Origin of the sequence: Streptomyces sp. NPDC059477, assembly GCF_042749375.1 — a bacterium.
GTDB lineage: Bacteria > Actinomycetota > Actinomycetes > Streptomycetales > Streptomycetaceae > Streptomyces.
The window spans coordinates 183815-201483 of the sequence record NZ_JBHYUG010000002.1; the positions used below are offsets into that span (position 1 = coordinate 183815).

Sequence of the window (17669 nt, forward strand, 5' to 3'; positions counted from 1 at the left end):
ATTCACCGCTCTCCGGACGTACGCGCCGCCGAGGCACGCCGTCGCATCGTGTTCCATCTTCGAGGCCCCTGCTCCAGCATGGCGCCTCCCGCCCGCTTTTTACCAAAGCGGGGTTGCCGCATGGCAAGCGCCGCTCGCGCACCGGGCTCCTCACGCGCGAAGGTGATCATGAGTCCGATGGCGAACATGGTCGGCAGCAGGGCGGATCTCCCGTAGGAGAACAGCGGGAGCGGGACACCGGCGATCGGCAGCAGGCCGAGCACCGCACCCATGTTGATCACGGCCTGGGCCGCGATCCAGGTGGTCACGCCTCCCGCGGCATACCTGACGAAGGGGTCCTCCGTGCGGCCGGCCACGCGAATGCCCGCATAGCCTAGAGCGGCGAACAGGGCGAGCACCGACAGCGTCCCCGCCAGACCCAGTTCCTCACCGGTGACGGCGAAGATGAAGTCGGTGTGGGCCTCGGGGAGTTGCCCCCATTTTTCCACACTGGCCCCGAGGCCGGAACCGAAGAGTCCGCCGGAGGCCAGCGCGTAGATGCCGTGGACGGCCTGCCAGCAGCTGTCGCCGGGGCCGGGTTCGGTGGCGCCGATGCACTGGAGCCGGGCCATCCGGTTGGGGCTGGTCTTGATCAGGATCACCCCGAGCAGCGCGGCGATCGACAGCACCCCGGCGAACAGCCGGGTGGGGGCGCCGGCCAGCCACAGCAGGCCGAACAGGATGGCCGCGAGGATGATCGCGGTGCCCATGTCGCCGCCGAGCATGATCAGCCCGAGCAGCATGAAGGCCACCGGGACCAGCGGCACCAGCATGTGCTTCCACTGGGCGAGCAGCTTCTTGTCCTGCTTGCGGGCCAGCAGATCGGCGCCCCACAGCACCAGCGCGAGCTTGCCGAACTCGCTGGGCTGGAGCTGGAAGGAGCCGCCGAGGGCGATCCAGTTCTGGTTGCCGTTGACCGCGACCCCTATCCCGGGCACCTGCACCAGCGCCATCAGGAAGACGGCCCCGGCGAGGATCGGGTAGGCGAGCGCCCGGTGCAGCTTGATCGGCATACGGGCCGCCGCGAACAGCAGAACCCCGCCGATGGCCGCCGCCAGCAATTGCTTGCGGAAGAAGTAGGAGCCCGGCAGGGACATCTGGAGGGCGGTGATCTGGGAGGCCGAGTAGACCATCATCAGACCCAGCACGATGATCAGCAGCGAGCCGCCGAAGATCAGGTAGTACGCGGTCAGCGGCCGGTCCCAGGCCCGGCGGGCGCGGGTGTGCAGCCGCCGCACAGGGTTCTCGCGCGGGGGGTGGGGGGCGGCGGGGCGCCGGGCGGCCCGCTGCACCGGAGGACGACCCGTACGGCTACCGGACATGACCGGCTCCTCCTGACCTCAGCCACATGCGCGTCACCCGTTCCTCCAAGGGCCCCGAAAAACCCTGTGTGGCCGGGACCCGCCCTCAGGCGCCCGCGCCGAGTTCGCGGACGGCCGCCGCGAACGCGTCGCCGCGCTGGTTGTAGTTGGTGAACATGTCCATGGAGGCGCAGGCCGGGGCCAGCAGCACCGTGTCGCCGGGCCGGGCCAGCCGCTTGGCCTCCGTCACCGCCTGGAGCATCGCCCCAGTGTCGGTCCGGTCGAGGTCCACCAAGGGTACTTCCGGGGCGTGTCGCGCGAGGGCCTCCCGGATGAGCGCGCGATCGGCGCCGATGAGCACCGCGCCGCGCAGCCGCCCGGCCGACCTGGCGACCAGTTCGTCGAAGGTCGCGCCCTTCGCCAGACCGCCCGCAATCCATACGATCGGTTCATATGCCGCCAAGGAGGCTTCCGCGGCATGGGTGTTGGTCGCCTTGGAGTCGTCGATGTAGGCGACGCCGTCGACGTCGGCGACATGGGCGATGCGGTGCGCGTCCGGCGTGAAGGCCCGCAGCCCGTCCCGTACGGCCGTCGCGGGCACCCCGTAGGCGCGGGCCAGGGCCGCCGCGGCGAGGGCGTTGGCGATGTTGTGCGGGGCGGGCGGACGCACGTCGGAGACCTCGGCCAGCTCCTGGGCGCTGTCGTGGCGGTTCTCGACGAACGCGCGGTCGACCAGGAGGCCGTCCACGACGCCGAGTTGGGAGGGGCCGGGGGCGCCGAGGGTGAAGCCGATGGCTCGGCAGCCCTCCTCGACGTCCGCCTCGCGCACCAGGTCCTCGGTGGCCTTGTCGGCCATGTTGTAGACACAGGCGACGCGATTGCCCTCGTAGATCCGGCCCTTGTCGTGCGCGTACGCCGCCATGGAGCCGTGCCAGTCGAGGTGGTCGGGGGCGAGGTTGAGCACGGCCGCGGAGTGGGCGCGCAGCGAGGGCGCCCAGTGCAGCTGATAGCTGGACAGCTCCACGGCCAGGACGTCGTACGGCTCCGGCGCGAGGACCGCGTCCAGCAGGGAGACGCCGATGTTGCCGACGGCGGCGGTACGCAGGCCCGCCGCCCTCAGGATCGAGGCGAGCATCTGGACGGTGGTGGTCTTGCCGTTGGTGCCGGTGACCGCCAGCCAGGGCGCTGCCTTCTTGCCGTCCCGGCCGCGCAGCCGCCAGGCCAGTTCGACATCGCCCCAGACCGGGACGCCCGCCTGTGCCGCCGCCGTGAACAGTGGCTTGCCGGGCTGCCAGCCGGGCGCGGTGACGATCAGTTCGGTGCCTGCCGGCAGGGTCGCGCCGTCGCCGAGCCGGACGGTGATCCCCAGCGCCGTGAGCCCGGCCGCCTGGGCCCGCGCGCGTTCGTCGTCGCCGTCGTTGACGACGGTGACCTTCGCGCCGAGTCCGTGCAGCACCTTGGCCGCCGGGACGCCGGAGACGCCGAGCCCGGCGACGGTGACGTGCTTGCCCTGCCAGTCGGTCACAGATCCGCTGCCCATCCCGCGTAGAAGAGGCCCAGTCCGACGATCACACAGATGCCCTGGATGATCCAGAAGCGGACCACCACCAGGACCTCGGACCAGCCTTTGAGTTCGAAGTGGTGCTGGAGCGGCGCCATCCGGAAGACCCGTTTCCCGGTGAGCCGGAAGGAGCCGACCTGGATGACCACCGACATGGTGATGAGGACGAACAGACCGCCCAGGACGGCCATCAGCAGCTCGGTGCGCGAGCAGATCGCGAGACCGGCCAGCACACCGCCGAGGGCCAGCGAACCGGTGTCACCCATGAAGATCTTGGCCGGCGACGTGTTCCACCACAGGAAGCCGAGGCAGGAGCCCATCAGCGCGGCGGCGACCACCGCCAGGTCCAGCGGATCACGCACCTCGTAGCAGGCGCCCGGGTTGGTCAGGGTCTGCGCGTTGGCGCAGGACTCCTGGAACTGCCAGACGCCGATGAACGTGTAGGCGCCGAACACCAGCACCGAGGCACCGGTGGCCAGGCCGTCCAGACCGTCCGTCAGATTCACGCCGTTCGACATGGCGAGGATCATGAACAGCGCCCAGATCACGAACAGCACCGGGCCGATGGTCCAGCCGAAGTCCGTGATGAAGGACAGCTTGGTGGACGCCGGGGTGTTGCCCCGGTTGTCGGCGAACTGGAGCGCCAGCACGGCGAAGGAGATACCGACCAGCAACTGGCCGGTCATCTTCGCCTTGGCCCGCAGGCCCAGCGAACGCCGTTTGACGATCTTGATGTAGTCGTCCAGGAAACCGACCATGCCCATGCCGACCATCAGACCCAGCACCAGCAGACCCGAGTAGGTCGGTGCCGCGTCCACGTCCGGGTCCAGCGCCCCGGTGATCACCTTGGCCAGGAAATAGGCGGCGACCGTCGCGAAGATAAAGGCGATACCGCCCATGGTCGGCGTACCGCGCTTGCTGGCGTGCTCGCGCGGGCCGTCGTCGCGGATGTACTGGCCGTAGCCCTTGCGCGCCAGCAGTTTGATCAGCAGCGGAGTGCCGATCAGCGTCAGGAAGAGACCAATGACGCCCGCGAACAGGATCTGCTTCATCATCGGGCGGAAACCTCACCCTCGGCACCCGTCGAGAGCAGCGCCTCGGCGACACCCTCCAGGCCGACCGACCGGGACGCCTTCACGAGGACGATGTCCCCCGGGCGCACCTCACTGCGCAGCAGGTCGATCGCCGCCTGTGCGTCGGACACGTGCACCGACTCCTCACCCCACGAACCCTCGTTATATGCGCCCAGTTGCAGCCAGGCCGCTTCCCTGCCCCCGACCGCGACGAGCTTGCTGACGTTGAGCCGGACGGCGAGCCGTCCGACCGCGTCGTGCTCGGCGAGCGCCTCGTCCCCCAGCTCGGCCATCTTGCCGAGCACCGCCCACGTACGGCCCCCCCGTGCCCGTGGGGCAGTGCCCATCGCCGCCAGCGCACGCAGGGCGGCTCGCATGGACTCGGGGTTCGCGTTGTAGGCGTCGTTGACGATCGTCACGCCGTCCGGGCGCTCGGTGACCTCCATGCGCCAGCGGGAGAGGGAGCCCGCCTCGGAGAGCGCGAGGGCGATCTCTTGCGCGGACATGCCCAGCTCATGGGCGACGGCGGCCGTGGCGAGCGCGTTCGACACGTGGTGCTCACCGTACAGGCGCATGGTCACATCGCTGCACCCGGAGGGTGTGTGAAGGGTGAAGGCGGGCCGTCCGCTGTCCGTGAGTCGCACGTTCTCGGCCCGTACGTCCGCTTCGTCGGCCTCCCCGAAGAGGACCACCTTGGCCTTCGTACGGGAGGCCATGGCGCGTACGAGGGGGTCGTCGGCGTTGAGGACCGCCGTGCCGCCCTCCTCGGCGGGGGGCAGCGCCTCGACCAGTTCGCCCTTGGCCCGCGCGATCTGCTCACGGCCGCCGAACTCGCCGATGTGGGCGGTGCCGACGTTGAGCACCAGGCCGATCCGAGGGGGCGTCAGACCGGTGAGGTAGCGGATGTGGCCGATGCCCCGCGCGCCCATCTCCAGGACCAGGAAACGGGTCTCCTCGGTGGCGGTGAGCGCGGTCAGGGGCAGCCCGATCTCGTTGTTCAACGAGCCGGGTGTCCACACGGTCGGCGCCGCGCGCTCAAGGACCTGGGCGATCAGGTCCTTGGTACTGGTCTTGCCGGCCGAGCCGGTGAGGGCGACGAGGGTGGTGCCGAGCCGGGAGACCACATGCCGGGCGAGGGCGCCCAGCGCGGTCTGCACGTCGTCGACGACGATCGCGGGCACCCCGACCGGGCGGGCGGCCAGGACGGCGGCGGCGCCCGCCGCCACCACCTCCCGGGCGAAGTCGTGTCCGTCGACGCGTTCGCCGGCGAAGGCGACGAACAGGCTGCCGGGCACCGCCTCGCGGGAGTCCCGGACCACCGGCCCGGTGACCCGGACCGACGGATCCGGTATGTCGTACGTCTGCCCGCCGACGACTGCTGCGATCTCGGCGAGGGAGAGGGCGATCACAAGTTCATCCCTGGGTCGTGTGGATTCTCATCCCTGGGTCTTCCGGATGGCCTCGCGCAGCACCAGACGGTCGTCGAAGGGGCGTACCACCCCGGCGATGTCCTGGCCCTGCTCGTGGCCCTTGCCCGCGACCAGCACGGTGTCCCCGGGCCGGGCGCGGGCGACGGCGGCGGCGATGGCGGCGGCGCGGTCCTCGAACAGGAGCACCTCGCCGCGCTCGTGCGCCGGGACGGACGCCGCGCCCTGGAGCATGGTCGCGAGGATCGCCAGGGGGTCCTCGGAACGGGGGTTGTCGGAGGTCAGTACGGCCGTGTCGGCGAGCCGGGCCGCGGCGGCGCCCATGGGGGCGCGTTTGGTGGTGTCGCGGTCGCCGCCGCAGCCGAGCACGATGTGCACCCGGCCCTTGGTGACCTTGCGCAGCGCCTTGAGCACCGACTCGACGGCGTCGGTCTTGTGCGCGTAGTCGACGACCGCGAGATAGTCCTGTCCGGCGTCCACCCGCTCCAGCCGGCCCGGTACGCCCGGTACGGCGGCGATGCCGTCGGCGGCCGTCTGCGGGTCGAGGCCCGCGGCGGCCAGGGCGACGATCGCGGCGAGGGTGTTGGCGACGTTGAACGTGCCGGGCAGCGGCGACCTGGCAGAGATCCGCACCCCGTCCGGGCCCACCGCGGTGAACGACGAGTCCAGCGGGCCCACGGTGACGTTCTCGGCCCGCCAGTCGGCGTCCGGGTGGCCCTCGGCGGAGTAGGTGAGGACCGGGACACCGGCCTCCCGCGCGAGCCGTCTGCCGTACTCGTCATCCAGGTTGACGACGCCGAGTCTGCCGCGCTTCGGCGTGAAGAGCCGGGCCTTGGCCCCGTAGTAGTCCTCCATGCCGGAGTGGAACTCCATGTGCTCCGGGCTGAGGTTGGTGAAGACGGCGATGTCGAAGACACAGCCGTCGACCCGGCCGAGCACCAGCGCGTGGCTGGAGACCTCCATGGCGACCGCCTCGACCCCGCGCTCGCGCATCACCGCGAACAGGGCCTGGAGGTCGGTGGCTTCGGGCGTGGTCCGCTCGGACTTGATCCGCTCGTCGCCGATCCGGGTCTCGACGGTGCCGATCAGTCCGGTGGCGCGGGCCGTGCGCAGTCCGCCCTCCATCAGATAGGCCGTGGTGGTCTTGCCGGAGGTGCCGGTGATGCCGATCTGGAGCAGGTCGCGGCCGGGGTGGCCGTAGATCGTGGCGGCCAGTTCGCCCATCACGGCGGCCGGGTCGGCGACCACCAGGACCGGCAGTCCGGTCGCGTCGGCCCGCTCGGCGCCGGCCGGGTCGGTCAGCACCGCCGCCGCGCCGAGGCCGGCGGCCTGGGCGACGAAGTCGGCGCCGTGCACCCGGGCGCCGGGGCGGGCCACGTAGAGGTCGCCGGGGCGCACGGCACGGGAGTCGTGGGTGATGCCCGTGATATCCGCCGTGATGCCTGTGACGTCGGTGGTGTCTCTGTCATCGGCCGCGGTCTGGGCGGTGTCCCGGACGGTTCCCCGGGGCGCGGTGACCCCCAGCTGGCCGGCGAGTTCCGCGAGGGATGTGGCGGAGACCCGCACCGGTCGGGGCGGCCCCGGAGGTGTCGCGGGTTGGCCCTTCTGGGTGGTTTGGGACTGATCAGCGTGTGGCACGGCGGTGAGCGTACCGGGCCCACCGGCCTGCGGGCGAAGTGAGGGGCCGGGGGTTCCATGGGGCGGGCGCTGGTTCCCGGGATCCGGGGTGATGGTTGTCACGAGGTGGTTCCTGGTGGTTCCGGGGGGTACCGAGTGGTACGGACGGCTCAGGGGCGGGGCTCGGACTCGGGGGCGGACTCAGGCTGGGCCGGCGGTGAGGCTGGGGGCTGAAGGCTGGGGGCTGGGGGCTGGGGGCTGAAGGCTGGGGTGCTCAGGGCTTGAAGGTGACGGGCAGTTTCGGCGGGTCGGTTCCCGTCGGGGGGACCTGGAGGGTCTTGAGCGCGAACTCCATGACCTCCTTGTAGACGGGGCCGCAGATCTGGCCGCCGAAGTAGCTGCCCTCGGTGGCGTTCTGGATGGCGCAGTAGACGGTGACGCGGGGCTGGTCGGCGGGGGCGAACCCGGCGAAGGACGAGGTGTAGCCGTTGTACTTGCCGGTGGCCGGATCCACTCGGTTGGCGGTGCCGGTCTTGCCCGCGACCCGATAGCCGGGAATGCGCGCCTTGGTGCCGGTGCCCTCCTCGTCGTCCACCACCGACTCCAGCATCTGGGCGAGCGTATCGGCGGTCTTCTCGCTGATCACCCGGGTCTCCTCGGGTTCCTCGGCGGGTGTGAAACGTCCGTCGGGGCCCTCGGTGCCGCGCACGAGCGTGGGTTCGATACGGACGCCGCCGTTGGCGATGGTCGAGTAGACGGACGCCGCCTGCATCGCGCTGACGGACACGCCCTGGCCGAAAGGAATTGTGTACTGCTGCGAGGTGGACCACTGGTCGGGCGGCGCGAGGATGCCCTTGGTCTCGCCCGGGAAGCCGAGGCCGGTGTAGCCGCCCAGGCCGAATTTACGGAGGTAGGAGTAGAGGATCTTGTTGGACTCGGTCTGGTTCTCGCCCAGTTCGCCGGTGGCCAGGATGGTGCCGATGTTGCTGGACTTGGCGAGTACGCCGTTGAGGGTCAGGTACCAGGTGGGGTGGTCGATGTCGTCCTGGAAGAGCCGGTCGCCGCGCTGTAGCCGGTTGGGCACGGTGACGTGCGTGGACGGGGTGGCGACGTTCTCCTCCAGCACGGCGGCCATGGACATCACCTTGGCGGTGGAGCCGGGCTCGTAGGCGTCCTGGACGGCCGCGTTGCCGAGGTTCGCGGCCTCGGCCTTGGTCAGGTCGTTGGGGTCGAAGCCGGGTGAGTTGGCCATGGCGAGGATCTCGCCGGTGCGGGTGTCCTGGACGATCACATAGCCGCTGTCGGCCTCGGACTCGGCCACCTGCTCGGAGATGGCGTTCTGCGCGGCCCACTGGATGTCCCGGTCGATGGTCAGCTCGATATCGCTGCCGGGCACGGCGGGCGTCTCGGTGGAGCCCGCGGTGGGCACCTGGAGGCCGCCGGACTGGGCGTAGCGGATCTTGCCGTCCTCGCCCGCCAGCACCTCGTTGAGCTGCTGCTCGATCCCGCCGCCGCCCTTGCCGTCGGCGTTGACCCAGCCCAGTATCCCGGCGGCGAGATCACCGTTGGGGTAGACCCGTTTGGTGCTGGAGACCGCGAGGACCCCGGCGAGGACGTTGGCGGTGGACTTGTCGGTCTCCGCCTTGGTGGCCAGCGCCGACTTCAGGTCCTTGATCTGCGTCCAGACCTGCGGGGTCTGCCGGCTGGCGAGCTTGACGTACCGCAGCTCCTTGTTCGCCGGCCGCAGCAGTTCGGCGATGTCCGCCTGGTCCTGGCCGAGGATGGGCGCGAGCAGCGCGGCGGCCTGCTCGGGCCCGTCGTCGATCTTCAGCTGCTCCCGGGTGAACAGCGTGGGGTCGGCGGTGATGTCGTACGCGTCGACGCTGGTCGCCAGCTCCACGCCGTTGCGGTCGGTGATCCCGCCGCGCTCGGCGGCCAGCACATAGCCGACGTAACGGTTTGCCTCCGCCTTGGCGGCGTACGTGCTCGCGTCGACGGCCTGCACCTGGAGCAGCCGTACGACGAAGGCGGACAGGACGAGGGTCAGCGCGACGCCGACCAGCCGCAGCCGGGGGCGGGGGCTGCCCAGCCGGATGGTGCGCTGATGGGGGGCCTGCCGGGGCGCGGCCGGCCGTCGCGTCGGGCGGGCACCGGGTCCTGGTCGCTGCCGCCCCACGGGACGGTCGGGCCGTGCGGGGCCGGGCACACGCCGTCGCGGCGCTTCCCTGTCGGACACTTCCGTCACCTGCCGGGGGTCGGGGTGGGTGGGGTGGGGGGCTTGGCTGAGATCGCGGGGGGCGTCGTGGGGACACCCGGGGCCGCGCTGGGGGTGAGGGGGGCTGCGGGTCCCGCGGGGGCGGTGGGGGTGGGGGCTGCGGGGATCGCTGTACGGGCGGCTGCGGGGCTCGATGCCGGGCGGCCCGGCGTGTTGCCCGCCGCCCGGCGCATGGCCTCCGGGGCGAGCACGAGCGGGGTGCGCGCGGAGGCGGCCTCGGCGGCGGGCGAGGGAACGCCCCTGACCTTGCCGTCGGGACCGAGGAAGGCGGGGTCGCCGCCGGGGACCATGCCCAGTTCCCGGGCCCGGCGCTGGAGGGCCTCGGGCGCGGAGTAGGCGTCGATGTCCCGCTGGAGGGCTTGCTGCTCGTCGGTGAGCGCCTTGGTGTCCCGCTGGAGGTCCGCCAGCCGGAACGACCCTTCGCTGAGGGCCGAGTTGAGCACCAGCAGGACGATCAGCCCACCGGCGAGCAGTGCGACGACGAGCAGGACGAACGGGGTACGGGCGGCTTGCGCCCGCCCGGCCGGGAACAGCCGCGCCAGCCGGGCGGCCCTCCCCCGCAACTCAGGTTTTCCACTCACCGGCACTCCCGGGGGTCGGCGCAGCGGTCTGCGGGGGTTGGCGGAGGGGGTGGGGAGTTTGGGGGGTTGAGGGGGATTGGCGGTGATGCTGGGGATGGTCGGGGGGTGGGGGCTGTTTGCCGGGGGGTTGGGGGGAGTGTGGGGGGCCGGGTCGCGTGAGGGAGGCGGGCCGGGCAGGCGTGCTGGTGGGTGGCGGGGTGCTGGTACGGGCGGGCGTGGGGGGGCTTGGCGAGGAGGGGGTGCCGGGCCGCACGGGCGAGCTTGCTGGTGGGCGGGGGCCGCTCCGCGCGGGGGCGTGGGCTGGCGTAGGGGTGCGTGTCTGTCAGGGGGTGCCGGGCCGCACGGGCGAGCTTGCTGGTGGGCGGGGGCCGCTCCGCGCGGGGGCGTGGGCTGGCGTAGGGGTGCGTGTCCGTCAGGGGGTGCCGGGCCGCACGGGCGTGCCTGCCGGGGGACGGGCGCCCCTCCGCACGGGGACACGGGTCGGCACAGGGGTGGTCGCCGGTGGAGGGCCACCGGCCCGTGAGGGGGCGTCGGGCCGCGCAGCCGTGCGTGTCCGGGAGGCGACGTCGGTCGGCGCAGGCGTGCTTGCCCGTGGTCGGGCGCCGCTCCGCGCACGGCCACAGGTCGGCGTGGGCGTGCCTGTCCGTCAGGGGGCGTCGGGCCGCGCGGAAGCGCCCGCGCGCGAGGCCCGGCCCAGGTGAAGTGCCGCCGCCCTCGGTGACCGTCCGGTCCGGCACACCGCCCGGGGTCGAAGCGAACCCCCGGTTCGTGTCACCGGCTCGGCGCGGCGTGACGCGCGAGTCCGAAGCGAACCTCCGGTCCGTATCCCCGGCCCGCCGCGGCGCGACGCGCGAGTCCGAGGTACCGCCTCGGCCCGCGGTGGTTCCCCGGTCGGAGGTGCCGCCCCGGCCGACGGTGGCGCCCCGGTCCGACGTACCGCCCCGGCCAGGAGGAACCCCCCGGTCCGCGCGATCCCCCGGTCCCCTCGCAGGCCCCCGCCCCTTGCGCTGGCTCACTCGACGTCCTCCCTGATGCGCTCCGCCGCGCGCAGGCGTGCGGGGGCCGCCCGGCGGTTGGTGGCGACCTCTTCCTCGCTGGGAAGTTCGGCACCACGGGTGAGCAGCTTGAGCCGGGGCTGGTAGCGGTCGGGTACGACGGGGAGGCCGGGCGGGGCCGTGGAGGCGGCGCCGGCCACGAGGACCTGCTTGACCAGCCGGTCCTCCAGGGACTGGTAGGAGAGGACCGCGATCCGGCCGCCCACGGCGAGGGTCCCCACCGCGGCCGGGATCGCGCGCTCCAGGACACCGAGTTCGGCGTTGACCTCGATCCGCAGCGCCTGGAAGGTGCGCTTGGCCGGGTTGCCGCCGGTGCGCTTGGCGGCCTGCGGGAGGGCGTCGCGGATGAGTTCCACCAGCCGGGCGCTGTTGCTGAACGGCTCCTTCTGGCGCTCGCGCACGATCGCCCCGACGATCCGCTTGGCCTGCTTCTCCTCGCCGTACGCGCGCAGGATGCGGACGAGTTCGCCCGGGGGGTAGGTGTTGAGGACCTCGGCGGCGCCGATGCCGGTGCTCTGGTCCATGCGCATGTCGAGCGGCGCGTCCTGCGCGTAGGCGAAGCCGCGGTCGGCCTCGTCGAGCTGCATGGACGACACGCCGAGGTCGAAGAGAACGCCCCGCACGCGCGCGATGCCGAGCCTTTCCAGTACGTCGGGCAGCTCGTCGTACACCGCGTGGACGAGGGTGGCGCGCTCGCCGTAGGGCGCGAGACGCTCACCGGAGAGCCTCAGCGCCTCCTTGTCGCGGTCCAGGGCGACGAGCCGGGCCCCGGGGAAGCGGGCGAGCAGTGCTTCGCTGTGCCCGCCGAGGCCGAGGGTGCAGTCGACGACGACCGCGCCGGGCTCCTCCAGGGCGGGGGCCAGCAGGTCCAGGCAGCGCTGGAGCATCACCGGGACATGTCGACTCTCGCTGCTCACAGGGGCCTCTCAGATCCGGCGAGGCGGTACGCACCACCGGGTCCCCGCCCTCCCCCAGCGAGCTGGGGGCTCCCGGTGAAGGGGAGGCCGACCGGCGCCGGGGAGTGTCAGCCGACCGGGAGCGGAGGGAGGCCGAGCCGTGCGTACGCGCCGCGCACGTGGCGAGATCCGCCGGTGAATACCGAGGTCACCGGGGGTCTCCAGGGGGTTTCAGTCCAGCAGGGGGAGCCTCGCCTCCCGCTTCGCGTCACTTTAGTCCACCGTGTCGCGCCGTCAATCAACCGGCCTGCGCGTCGCGGCGGGCGGTGCCCCCGTGCACTGTGCCTGCGAAGATCACCCGTCCGGCGCAGGGTACAGCCCGCGCGCGGGTGAGCCGTACGGAAGGCGCATCGAACAGGCGCCCCGCGCGCGCGGGACGCATCCCGGAACGGACCGGAACACGGACCGGAACGCGGACCGGAACGCGGACCGGAACGCAGAGGGACGCGCGGAGAACGAGGAACGCGTGGAGGACGCGCGAAGGACGGCGAAGACATGGGGGACGGTCCAAGGAGGGTGGACGCCCGATGGACACCGGGTAACGCACACGACACCGCACCTGTGTATCGGCTCACAACATGGCGCGATGACGTCCTTTGTCCTCTCTCACCACAGGACCGGACCGCCCGTGACCAGTACCGTCATAAGCATGACGACTTCTGCATCGGTTCCCACCGGCCCCGAGGGCACCATAGCCCGGGCCGGCACCGTCACGGACCGGCTCGTCGAGGCCAACGAGAGCTACGCCGCCGCGTTCGCCGACCCGGGCATGGACGCCCGGCCGGTCCTCCGGGTCGCCGTCGTGGCCTGCATGGACGCCCGCCTCGACCTGCACGCGGCGCTCGGCCTGGAACTCGGCGACTGCCACACCATCCGCAACGCGGGCGGTGTCGTCACCGACGACGTGATCCGCTCGCTGACCATCAGCCAGCGCGCCCTGGGCACCCGCAGCGTGGTGCTCATCCACCACACCGGCTGCGGCCTGGAGTCGCTGACCGAGGAATTCCGGCACGAACTGGAGATGGAGGTCGGCCAGCGCCCGGCCTGGGCGGTCGAGGCGTTCCGCGACGTCGACCAGGACGTCCGGCAGTCCATGCAGCGGGTGCGCACGTCGCCGTTCCTGGTGCACACCGACGATGTGCGCGGCTTCGTGTTCGACGTGCGGTCCGGTCTGCTGCGGGAGATCGACCCGGGCTGACGGCCGCGTGAGCACTGCCCATGGACCGCCGTACTCGTTTTTACCGAATCGTCGGTCCTGTGGTGCACAAACGGGCAGCAAATGCCGCATATCGCGGCCAGTTGTCCACAGTCGAGTGACACGAACCGGTAACGGCAACAAGAATGCGGTAGTGGCGCCGCGCGGAACTTTTCACGCGTGGTGTTCGTGGTTGGGGTGGGCCGGTATCGCATCGCAGAGCGTCGGCCCGGCAACAAGAACGGGCCGAGGAGGGCCGGGTGACGACCTATGACGATCGAGCGAGCCTCACAGATCTGACTGCCACCGTGGACCGGGTACGCAGCTCGGTGGAAGCGGTGATCGAGGGCAAGCCCGAGGTCGTACGGCTTTCGCTGACCGTGCTGCTCGCCGAGGGGCATCTTCTGATCGAGGATGTCCCCGGCGTGGGCAAGACCATGCTGGCCAAAACGCTGGCGCGGTCCATCGACTGCTCGGTGCGCCGTATCCAGTTCACGCCCGACCTGCTGCCCTCGGACATCACGGGCGTGTCCATCTGGGACCAGCAGCGCAAGGACTTCGAGTTCAAGCCCGGCGCGATCTTCGCGCAGATCGTGATCGGCGACGAGATCAACCGCGCCTCGCCCAAGACCCAGTCGGCGCTGCTGGAGTCGATGGAGGAGCGACAGGTCACCATCGATGGGCAGACATATCAACTGCCCAGCCCGTTCATGGTGGTGGCCACGCAGAACCCGGTCGAGATGGAGGGCACCTACCCCCTCCCCGAGGCCCAGCGCGACCGCTTCATGGCCCGGGTCTCCATCGGCTACCCCAGCCCCGAGGCCGAGTTGCAGATGCTCGACGTGCACGGCGGGGTGAACCCCCTGGACGACCTCCAGCCGGTGGCGCACGCGCACGAGATCGTGAAGCTGATCGAGGCCGTGCGCGGCGTCCATGTCGCCGCCGCGGTCCGCCGTTACGCGGTCGACCTGGTCGCCGCCACGCGCACGCACCCCGACCTGAGACTCGGCGCCTCCCCGCGCGCGACGCTGCATCTGCTGCGCGCGGCGAAGGCGTCCGCCGCCCTGAGCGGCCGGGAGTACGCGCTGCCGGACGACATCCAGGCCCTCGCCGTCGCCGTCCTCGCCCACCGGCTGCTGCCCACCGCCCAGGCCCAGCTCAACCGGCGCACCGCCGAGCAGGTCGTGCAGGAGATCATCCAGCACACCCCGGTCCCGGCCGCGCCCGAGCAGAACGGCGCGGGGCCGGTCCGCGGCGGGTACGGCCGGCAGTCGCCCCGGAGGCTGTGATGAGCGCGGCGGGGCTGCCTGCGGGCCATCCGGAGGCCGACCGCGGCGACAAGGGCGGTGTGCGCACGGCTCTGGCCGGCCTCACCACCCGCGGGCGCTCCTTCCTGGCCGCCGGAATCGCCGCCGCCGTGTGCGCGTACGTCCTCGGGCAGAGCGATCTGCTGCGGGTCGGGCTGCTGCTCGCGGTGCTGCCGCTGGTGTGCGCCGCCGTGCTGTACCGCACCCGCTACCGGGTCGCCGGCAGCCGCCGGCTCTCCCCCGCGCGCGTGCCCGCCGGCGCCGAGGCGCGGGTCCATCTGCGGATGGACAATGTCTCCCGGCTGCCCACCGGGCTGCTGATGCTCCAGGACCGGGTGCCCTACGTGCTCGGCCCGCGCCCGCGCTTCGTGCTGGACCGGGTGGAGGCCGGGGGCCGCCGCGAGGTGTCCTACCGGGTCCGCTCGGACCTGCGCGGCCGGTATCCGCTGGGCCCGCTCCAACTGCGTCTGACCGACCCGTTCGGCATGTGCGAGCTGACCCGCTCCTTCTCGGCGCACGACACCCTGACCGTCATCCCGCGTGTCGAGCCGCTGCCGCCGGTGCGGCTGACCGGCGACGCGAAGGGGTACGGCGACGGTCGGCACCGCTCGGTCGCGCTGGCCGGCGAGGACGACGTCATCCCGCGCGGATATCGCCACGGCGACGATCTGCGCCGCGTGCACTGGCGCTCGACGGCCCGCTACGGCGAGCTGATGGTGCGCCGCGAGGAGCAGCCGCGGCGCTCGGGCTGCACGGTCCTGCTCGACACGCGCGGTCTCGCCTACCGGGGCGCGGGCCCCGACGCGGCCTTCGAGTGGGCGGTCACCGGCGCCGCCTCCGTCCTGGTCCACATGCTCGAACGGGGCTTCTCGGTACGGCTGGTGACGGACACCGGCACCTCGGTGCCCAGCGAGGGCGCCGACGGTTTCACGGGCGCCGGCCAGGCGTCGGCGGACGCGGCCGGGCTGATGATGGACACCCTCGCGGTGATCGACCACTCCGAGGGCGACGGCCTGTCGCGCGCCTACGACCTGCTGCGCGGCGGCAACGAGGGGCTGCTGGTCGCCTTCTTCGGCGACCTCGACGAGGAGCAGGCGGCGGTGGCCGCCCGGATGCGCCAGCGCACCGGCGGCGCGGTCGCCTTCGTGCTGGACAGCGACACCTGGACGCGCGAGCCGACGGACGTGCCGGGCGCGCGGAGCGCGAGTGAGGAGCGGCTGCGGATGCTGCGGGAGGCCGGCTGGACGGCCCTGGGCGTGCCGCGCGGCGCCACGCTGAACGAACTGTGGCGGCGGGCGGACCGGGAGCGCAGCGGCCTGGCCCCGGCCGGCGGCGGGGAGGGCTGGTCGTGAGCACGCGTGCGCGGATGGCGCTGATGGCGGCGGCGGCCACCCTGATGGCGTCGTGTGCCCTGCTGCCGCTGGTGGAGTCGCCGGGCTGGCTGTTCCAGGCGACGCTGCTGCTGCTCGCGCAGACCGGGGTGGGCATGGCGGCCCGGCGGGTGCCGCTGGCCCGCTGGGTGACGGTCGGCGCCCAGGTGCTGGTCTCGCTGGTGCTGCTGACCCTGGTCTTCGCGCGGGACTACGCGCTCGCCGGGCTGATACCGGGCCCGCAGGCGTTCCAGCACTTCGCGGACCTGCTCCAGGCAGGCACCAACGACGTCGAGCGGTACGCGATCCCGGCGCCGCTGTCGGACGGCATCGAGCTGATGCTGATCGGCGGGGTGCTGGTGATCGGGCTGCTGGTGGACGTGGTGGCGGTGACGTTCCGCAGCGCGGCCCCCGCCGGGCTGCCGCTGCTGGCGCTGTACTCGGTGGCCGCGGGGCTGTCGGACGGCTCCGGCTCCTGGGTGTGGTTCCTGATCGCGGCGGCCGGCTATCTGATGCTGCTGCTGGCCGAGGGCCGCGACCGGCTCTCCCAGTGGGGCCGGGTCTTCGCGGGCGGTCCGCGTCCGCCGGGCGGGCCCGCCCCGGAGGCGAGCGGCGCGACGGCGCCGGTGCGCACCGGGCGGCGGATCGGCGTGGTGGCGCTCGGTATCGCCCTGGTGGTGCCGCTGGGCCTGCCCGCGATGGACGGCGGGCTGCTGGAGAACGCCGGGGGCGGAGTGGGCGCGGGCAGCGGGGGCGGGGGCACGATCTCCGCGGTCAACCCCCTGGTGTCGCTGCGCGACAGCCTCAACGTCGACCAGGACAGTACGGCCCTCACGCTGCGCACGGACTCCCAGGACCTGTCCGACCTGTATCTGCGGATCGTGTCCCTGGACGAATTCGACGGCACCACCTGGCGCCCGGCCAAACGGGAGATCGTCGAGGTCCCGGACCGGCTGCCCACCCCGCCCGGTCTCGCTCCGGACGTGGCCCGCTCGGAGGTGACCACCCGCATCACGGCCGCCGAGGGGTATCAGCAGGACTGGCTGCCGATGCCGTACCCGCCCAGCTCCGTGGACGTCGGCGGCCAGTGGCGGTACGAGCCGGAGGGCATGACCCTGGTCGGCGACCACGGCCAGGACACCGGCGGTATCAGCTACGAGGTGACCAGCCTCGAAATGGAGCCCACGGCGGAGCAGCTGGCGCAGGCGCCCGAACCGCCGGCGGACCTCCAGCGCGCCTACACCCAGCTGCCGGACTCGCTGCCGCCGGTCGTCGAGCAGACCGCCCGCGAGATCACCCTGGGCGCCGCGAACGCCTATGAGCAGGCGGTCCGGCTCCAGGAGTACTTCGCGCTCAACGGCGGCTTCACCTACGACACCGAGGTCGAGGTCGGCAGCGGATCGCAGGCGATCGCCCAGTTCCTGGAGGACAAGCGGGGCTTCTGCGTCCACTTCTCCTTCGCGATGGCCTCGATGGCCCGCTCGCTGGACATCCCGGCCCGGATCGCGGTGGGCTTCGCGCCGGGCACCATGCAGGCGGACGGTTCGGTGGCGGTGGGCCTGAGGGACGCGCACGCCTGGCCGGAGCTGTACTTCGAGGGCGTGGGCTGGACCCGCTTCGAGCCGACCCCGAGCCGGGGTACGACGCCGTCGTACACCCTGCCGGACGTGCCCGGCGCGGCGGTGCCCGAGCCGCTGGATCCCGCGCGGCCGTCGCAGGCGGCGCCGTCGCAGGAGCCGTCCAGCAGCCCGACCTGCGCGGTGGCGGGGCAGAGCCCGGAGTCGTGCGAGAGCGTGGCGCCGAGCGCCGCGGGCGGGTCCGCTGACGGCGGGGCGCCCTGGTACCCGGTCTTCGGCTGGACCCTGCTGGGCCTGGCGGTGGTCGCCGTACCGCTGGCTCCGATGTTCTGGCG

12 protein-coding genes are annotated in these 17669 nt (G+C 72.4%); 4 read left to right on the forward strand and 8 right to left on the reverse strand.

All coding sequences use genetic code 11. The annotated features are described in order from the left end of the window. Nucleotides 1-2: 2 nt before the first annotated feature. The 8 genes from ftsW to rsmH all read right to left on the reverse strand — a co-directional run bounded on the left by ftsW (nt 3) and on the right by rsmH (nt 11846). On the reverse strand, nt 3-1361 hold the full coding sequence (ftsW, locus tag ACFXAZ_RS01940; RefSeq protein WP_384583551.1) for a putative lipid II flippase FtsW: 1359 nt from the start codon (nt 1359-1361) through the stop codon (nt 3-5). Between the two features lie 85 nt (nt 1362-1446). Continuing rightward, a complete protein-coding gene (gene murD / locus ACFXAZ_RS01945; RefSeq protein WP_384583555.1) occupies nt 1447-2880 on the reverse strand; it encodes a UDP-N-acetylmuramoyl-L-alanine--D-glutamate ligase in 1434 nt (477 codons plus the stop codon). Then, nucleotides 2862-3953, reverse strand: a complete 1092-nt coding sequence (mraY, locus tag ACFXAZ_RS01950) for a phospho-N-acetylmuramoyl-pentapeptide-transferase (RefSeq protein WP_382692126.1) — start codon at nt 3951-3953, stop codon at nt 2862-2864. Before mraY ends, murD begins: the two co-directional genes overlap by 19 nt. Next, nucleotides 3953-5383 carry a UDP-N-acetylmuramoyl-tripeptide--D-alanyl-D-alanine ligase gene (murF, locus tag ACFXAZ_RS01955; RefSeq protein WP_384583558.1) on the reverse strand — a complete coding sequence of 477 codons (1431 nt, stop codon included), beginning with the start codon at nt 5381-5383 and terminating at the stop codon, nt 3953-3955. The genes mraY and murF overlap by 1 nt, the downstream gene beginning before the upstream one ends. 27 nt (nt 5384-5410) lie before the next feature. Beyond that, nucleotides 5411-7141, reverse strand: a complete 1731-nt coding sequence (locus ACFXAZ_RS01960) for a UDP-N-acetylmuramoyl-L-alanyl-D-glutamate--2,6-diaminopimelate ligase (protein WP_384583561.1) — start codon at nt 7139-7141, stop codon at nt 5411-5413. A gap of 151 nt (nt 7142-7292) precedes the next feature. Then, entirely contained in the window at nt 7293-9254 is a 1962-nt protein-coding gene (locus tag ACFXAZ_RS01965) for a peptidoglycan D,D-transpeptidase FtsI family protein (RefSeq protein ID WP_384583564.1), read from the reverse strand. A gap of 5 nt (nt 9255-9259) precedes the next feature. Continuing rightward, a complete protein-coding gene (locus ACFXAZ_RS01970; RefSeq protein WP_384583567.1) occupies nt 9260-9874 on the reverse strand; it encodes a septum formation initiator family protein in 615 nt (204 codons plus the stop codon). 1012 nt (nt 9875-10886) lie between these two features. Further along, nucleotides 10887-11846, reverse strand: a complete 960-nt coding sequence (rsmH, locus tag ACFXAZ_RS01975) for a 16S rRNA (cytosine(1402)-N(4))-methyltransferase RsmH (protein WP_384583570.1) — start codon at nt 11844-11846, stop codon at nt 10887-10889. A gap of 688 nt (nt 11847-12534) precedes the next feature. Here rsmH and ACFXAZ_RS01980 point away from each other — a divergent pair. The 4 genes from ACFXAZ_RS01980 to ACFXAZ_RS01995 all read left to right on the forward strand — a co-directional run. Next, nucleotides 12535-13083 (forward strand): beta-class carbonic anhydrase, encoded by a 549-nt coding sequence (locus tag ACFXAZ_RS01980; RefSeq protein WP_384583573.1) that lies wholly within the window; start codon nt 12535-12537, stop codon nt 13081-13083. 257 nt (nt 13084-13340) lie between these two features. Then, nucleotides 13341-14369: an AAA family ATPase gene (locus ACFXAZ_RS01985; protein ID WP_384583575.1), complete on the forward strand. Its 1029-nt coding sequence runs from the start codon at nt 13341-13343 to the stop codon at nt 14367-14369. Continuing rightward, nucleotides 14369-15739, forward strand: coding sequence for a DUF58 domain-containing protein (locus ACFXAZ_RS01990; RefSeq protein ID WP_384583578.1), 1371 nt, complete (start codon nt 14369-14371; stop codon nt 15737-15739). The genes ACFXAZ_RS01985 and ACFXAZ_RS01990 overlap by 1 nt, the downstream gene beginning before the upstream one ends. Before the next feature lie 44 nt (nt 15740-15783). Then, nucleotides 15784-17669: transglutaminaseTgpA domain-containing protein (locus ACFXAZ_RS01995; RefSeq protein ID WP_384583602.1), on the forward strand; the 1886-nt coding region annotated here is incomplete at its 3' end.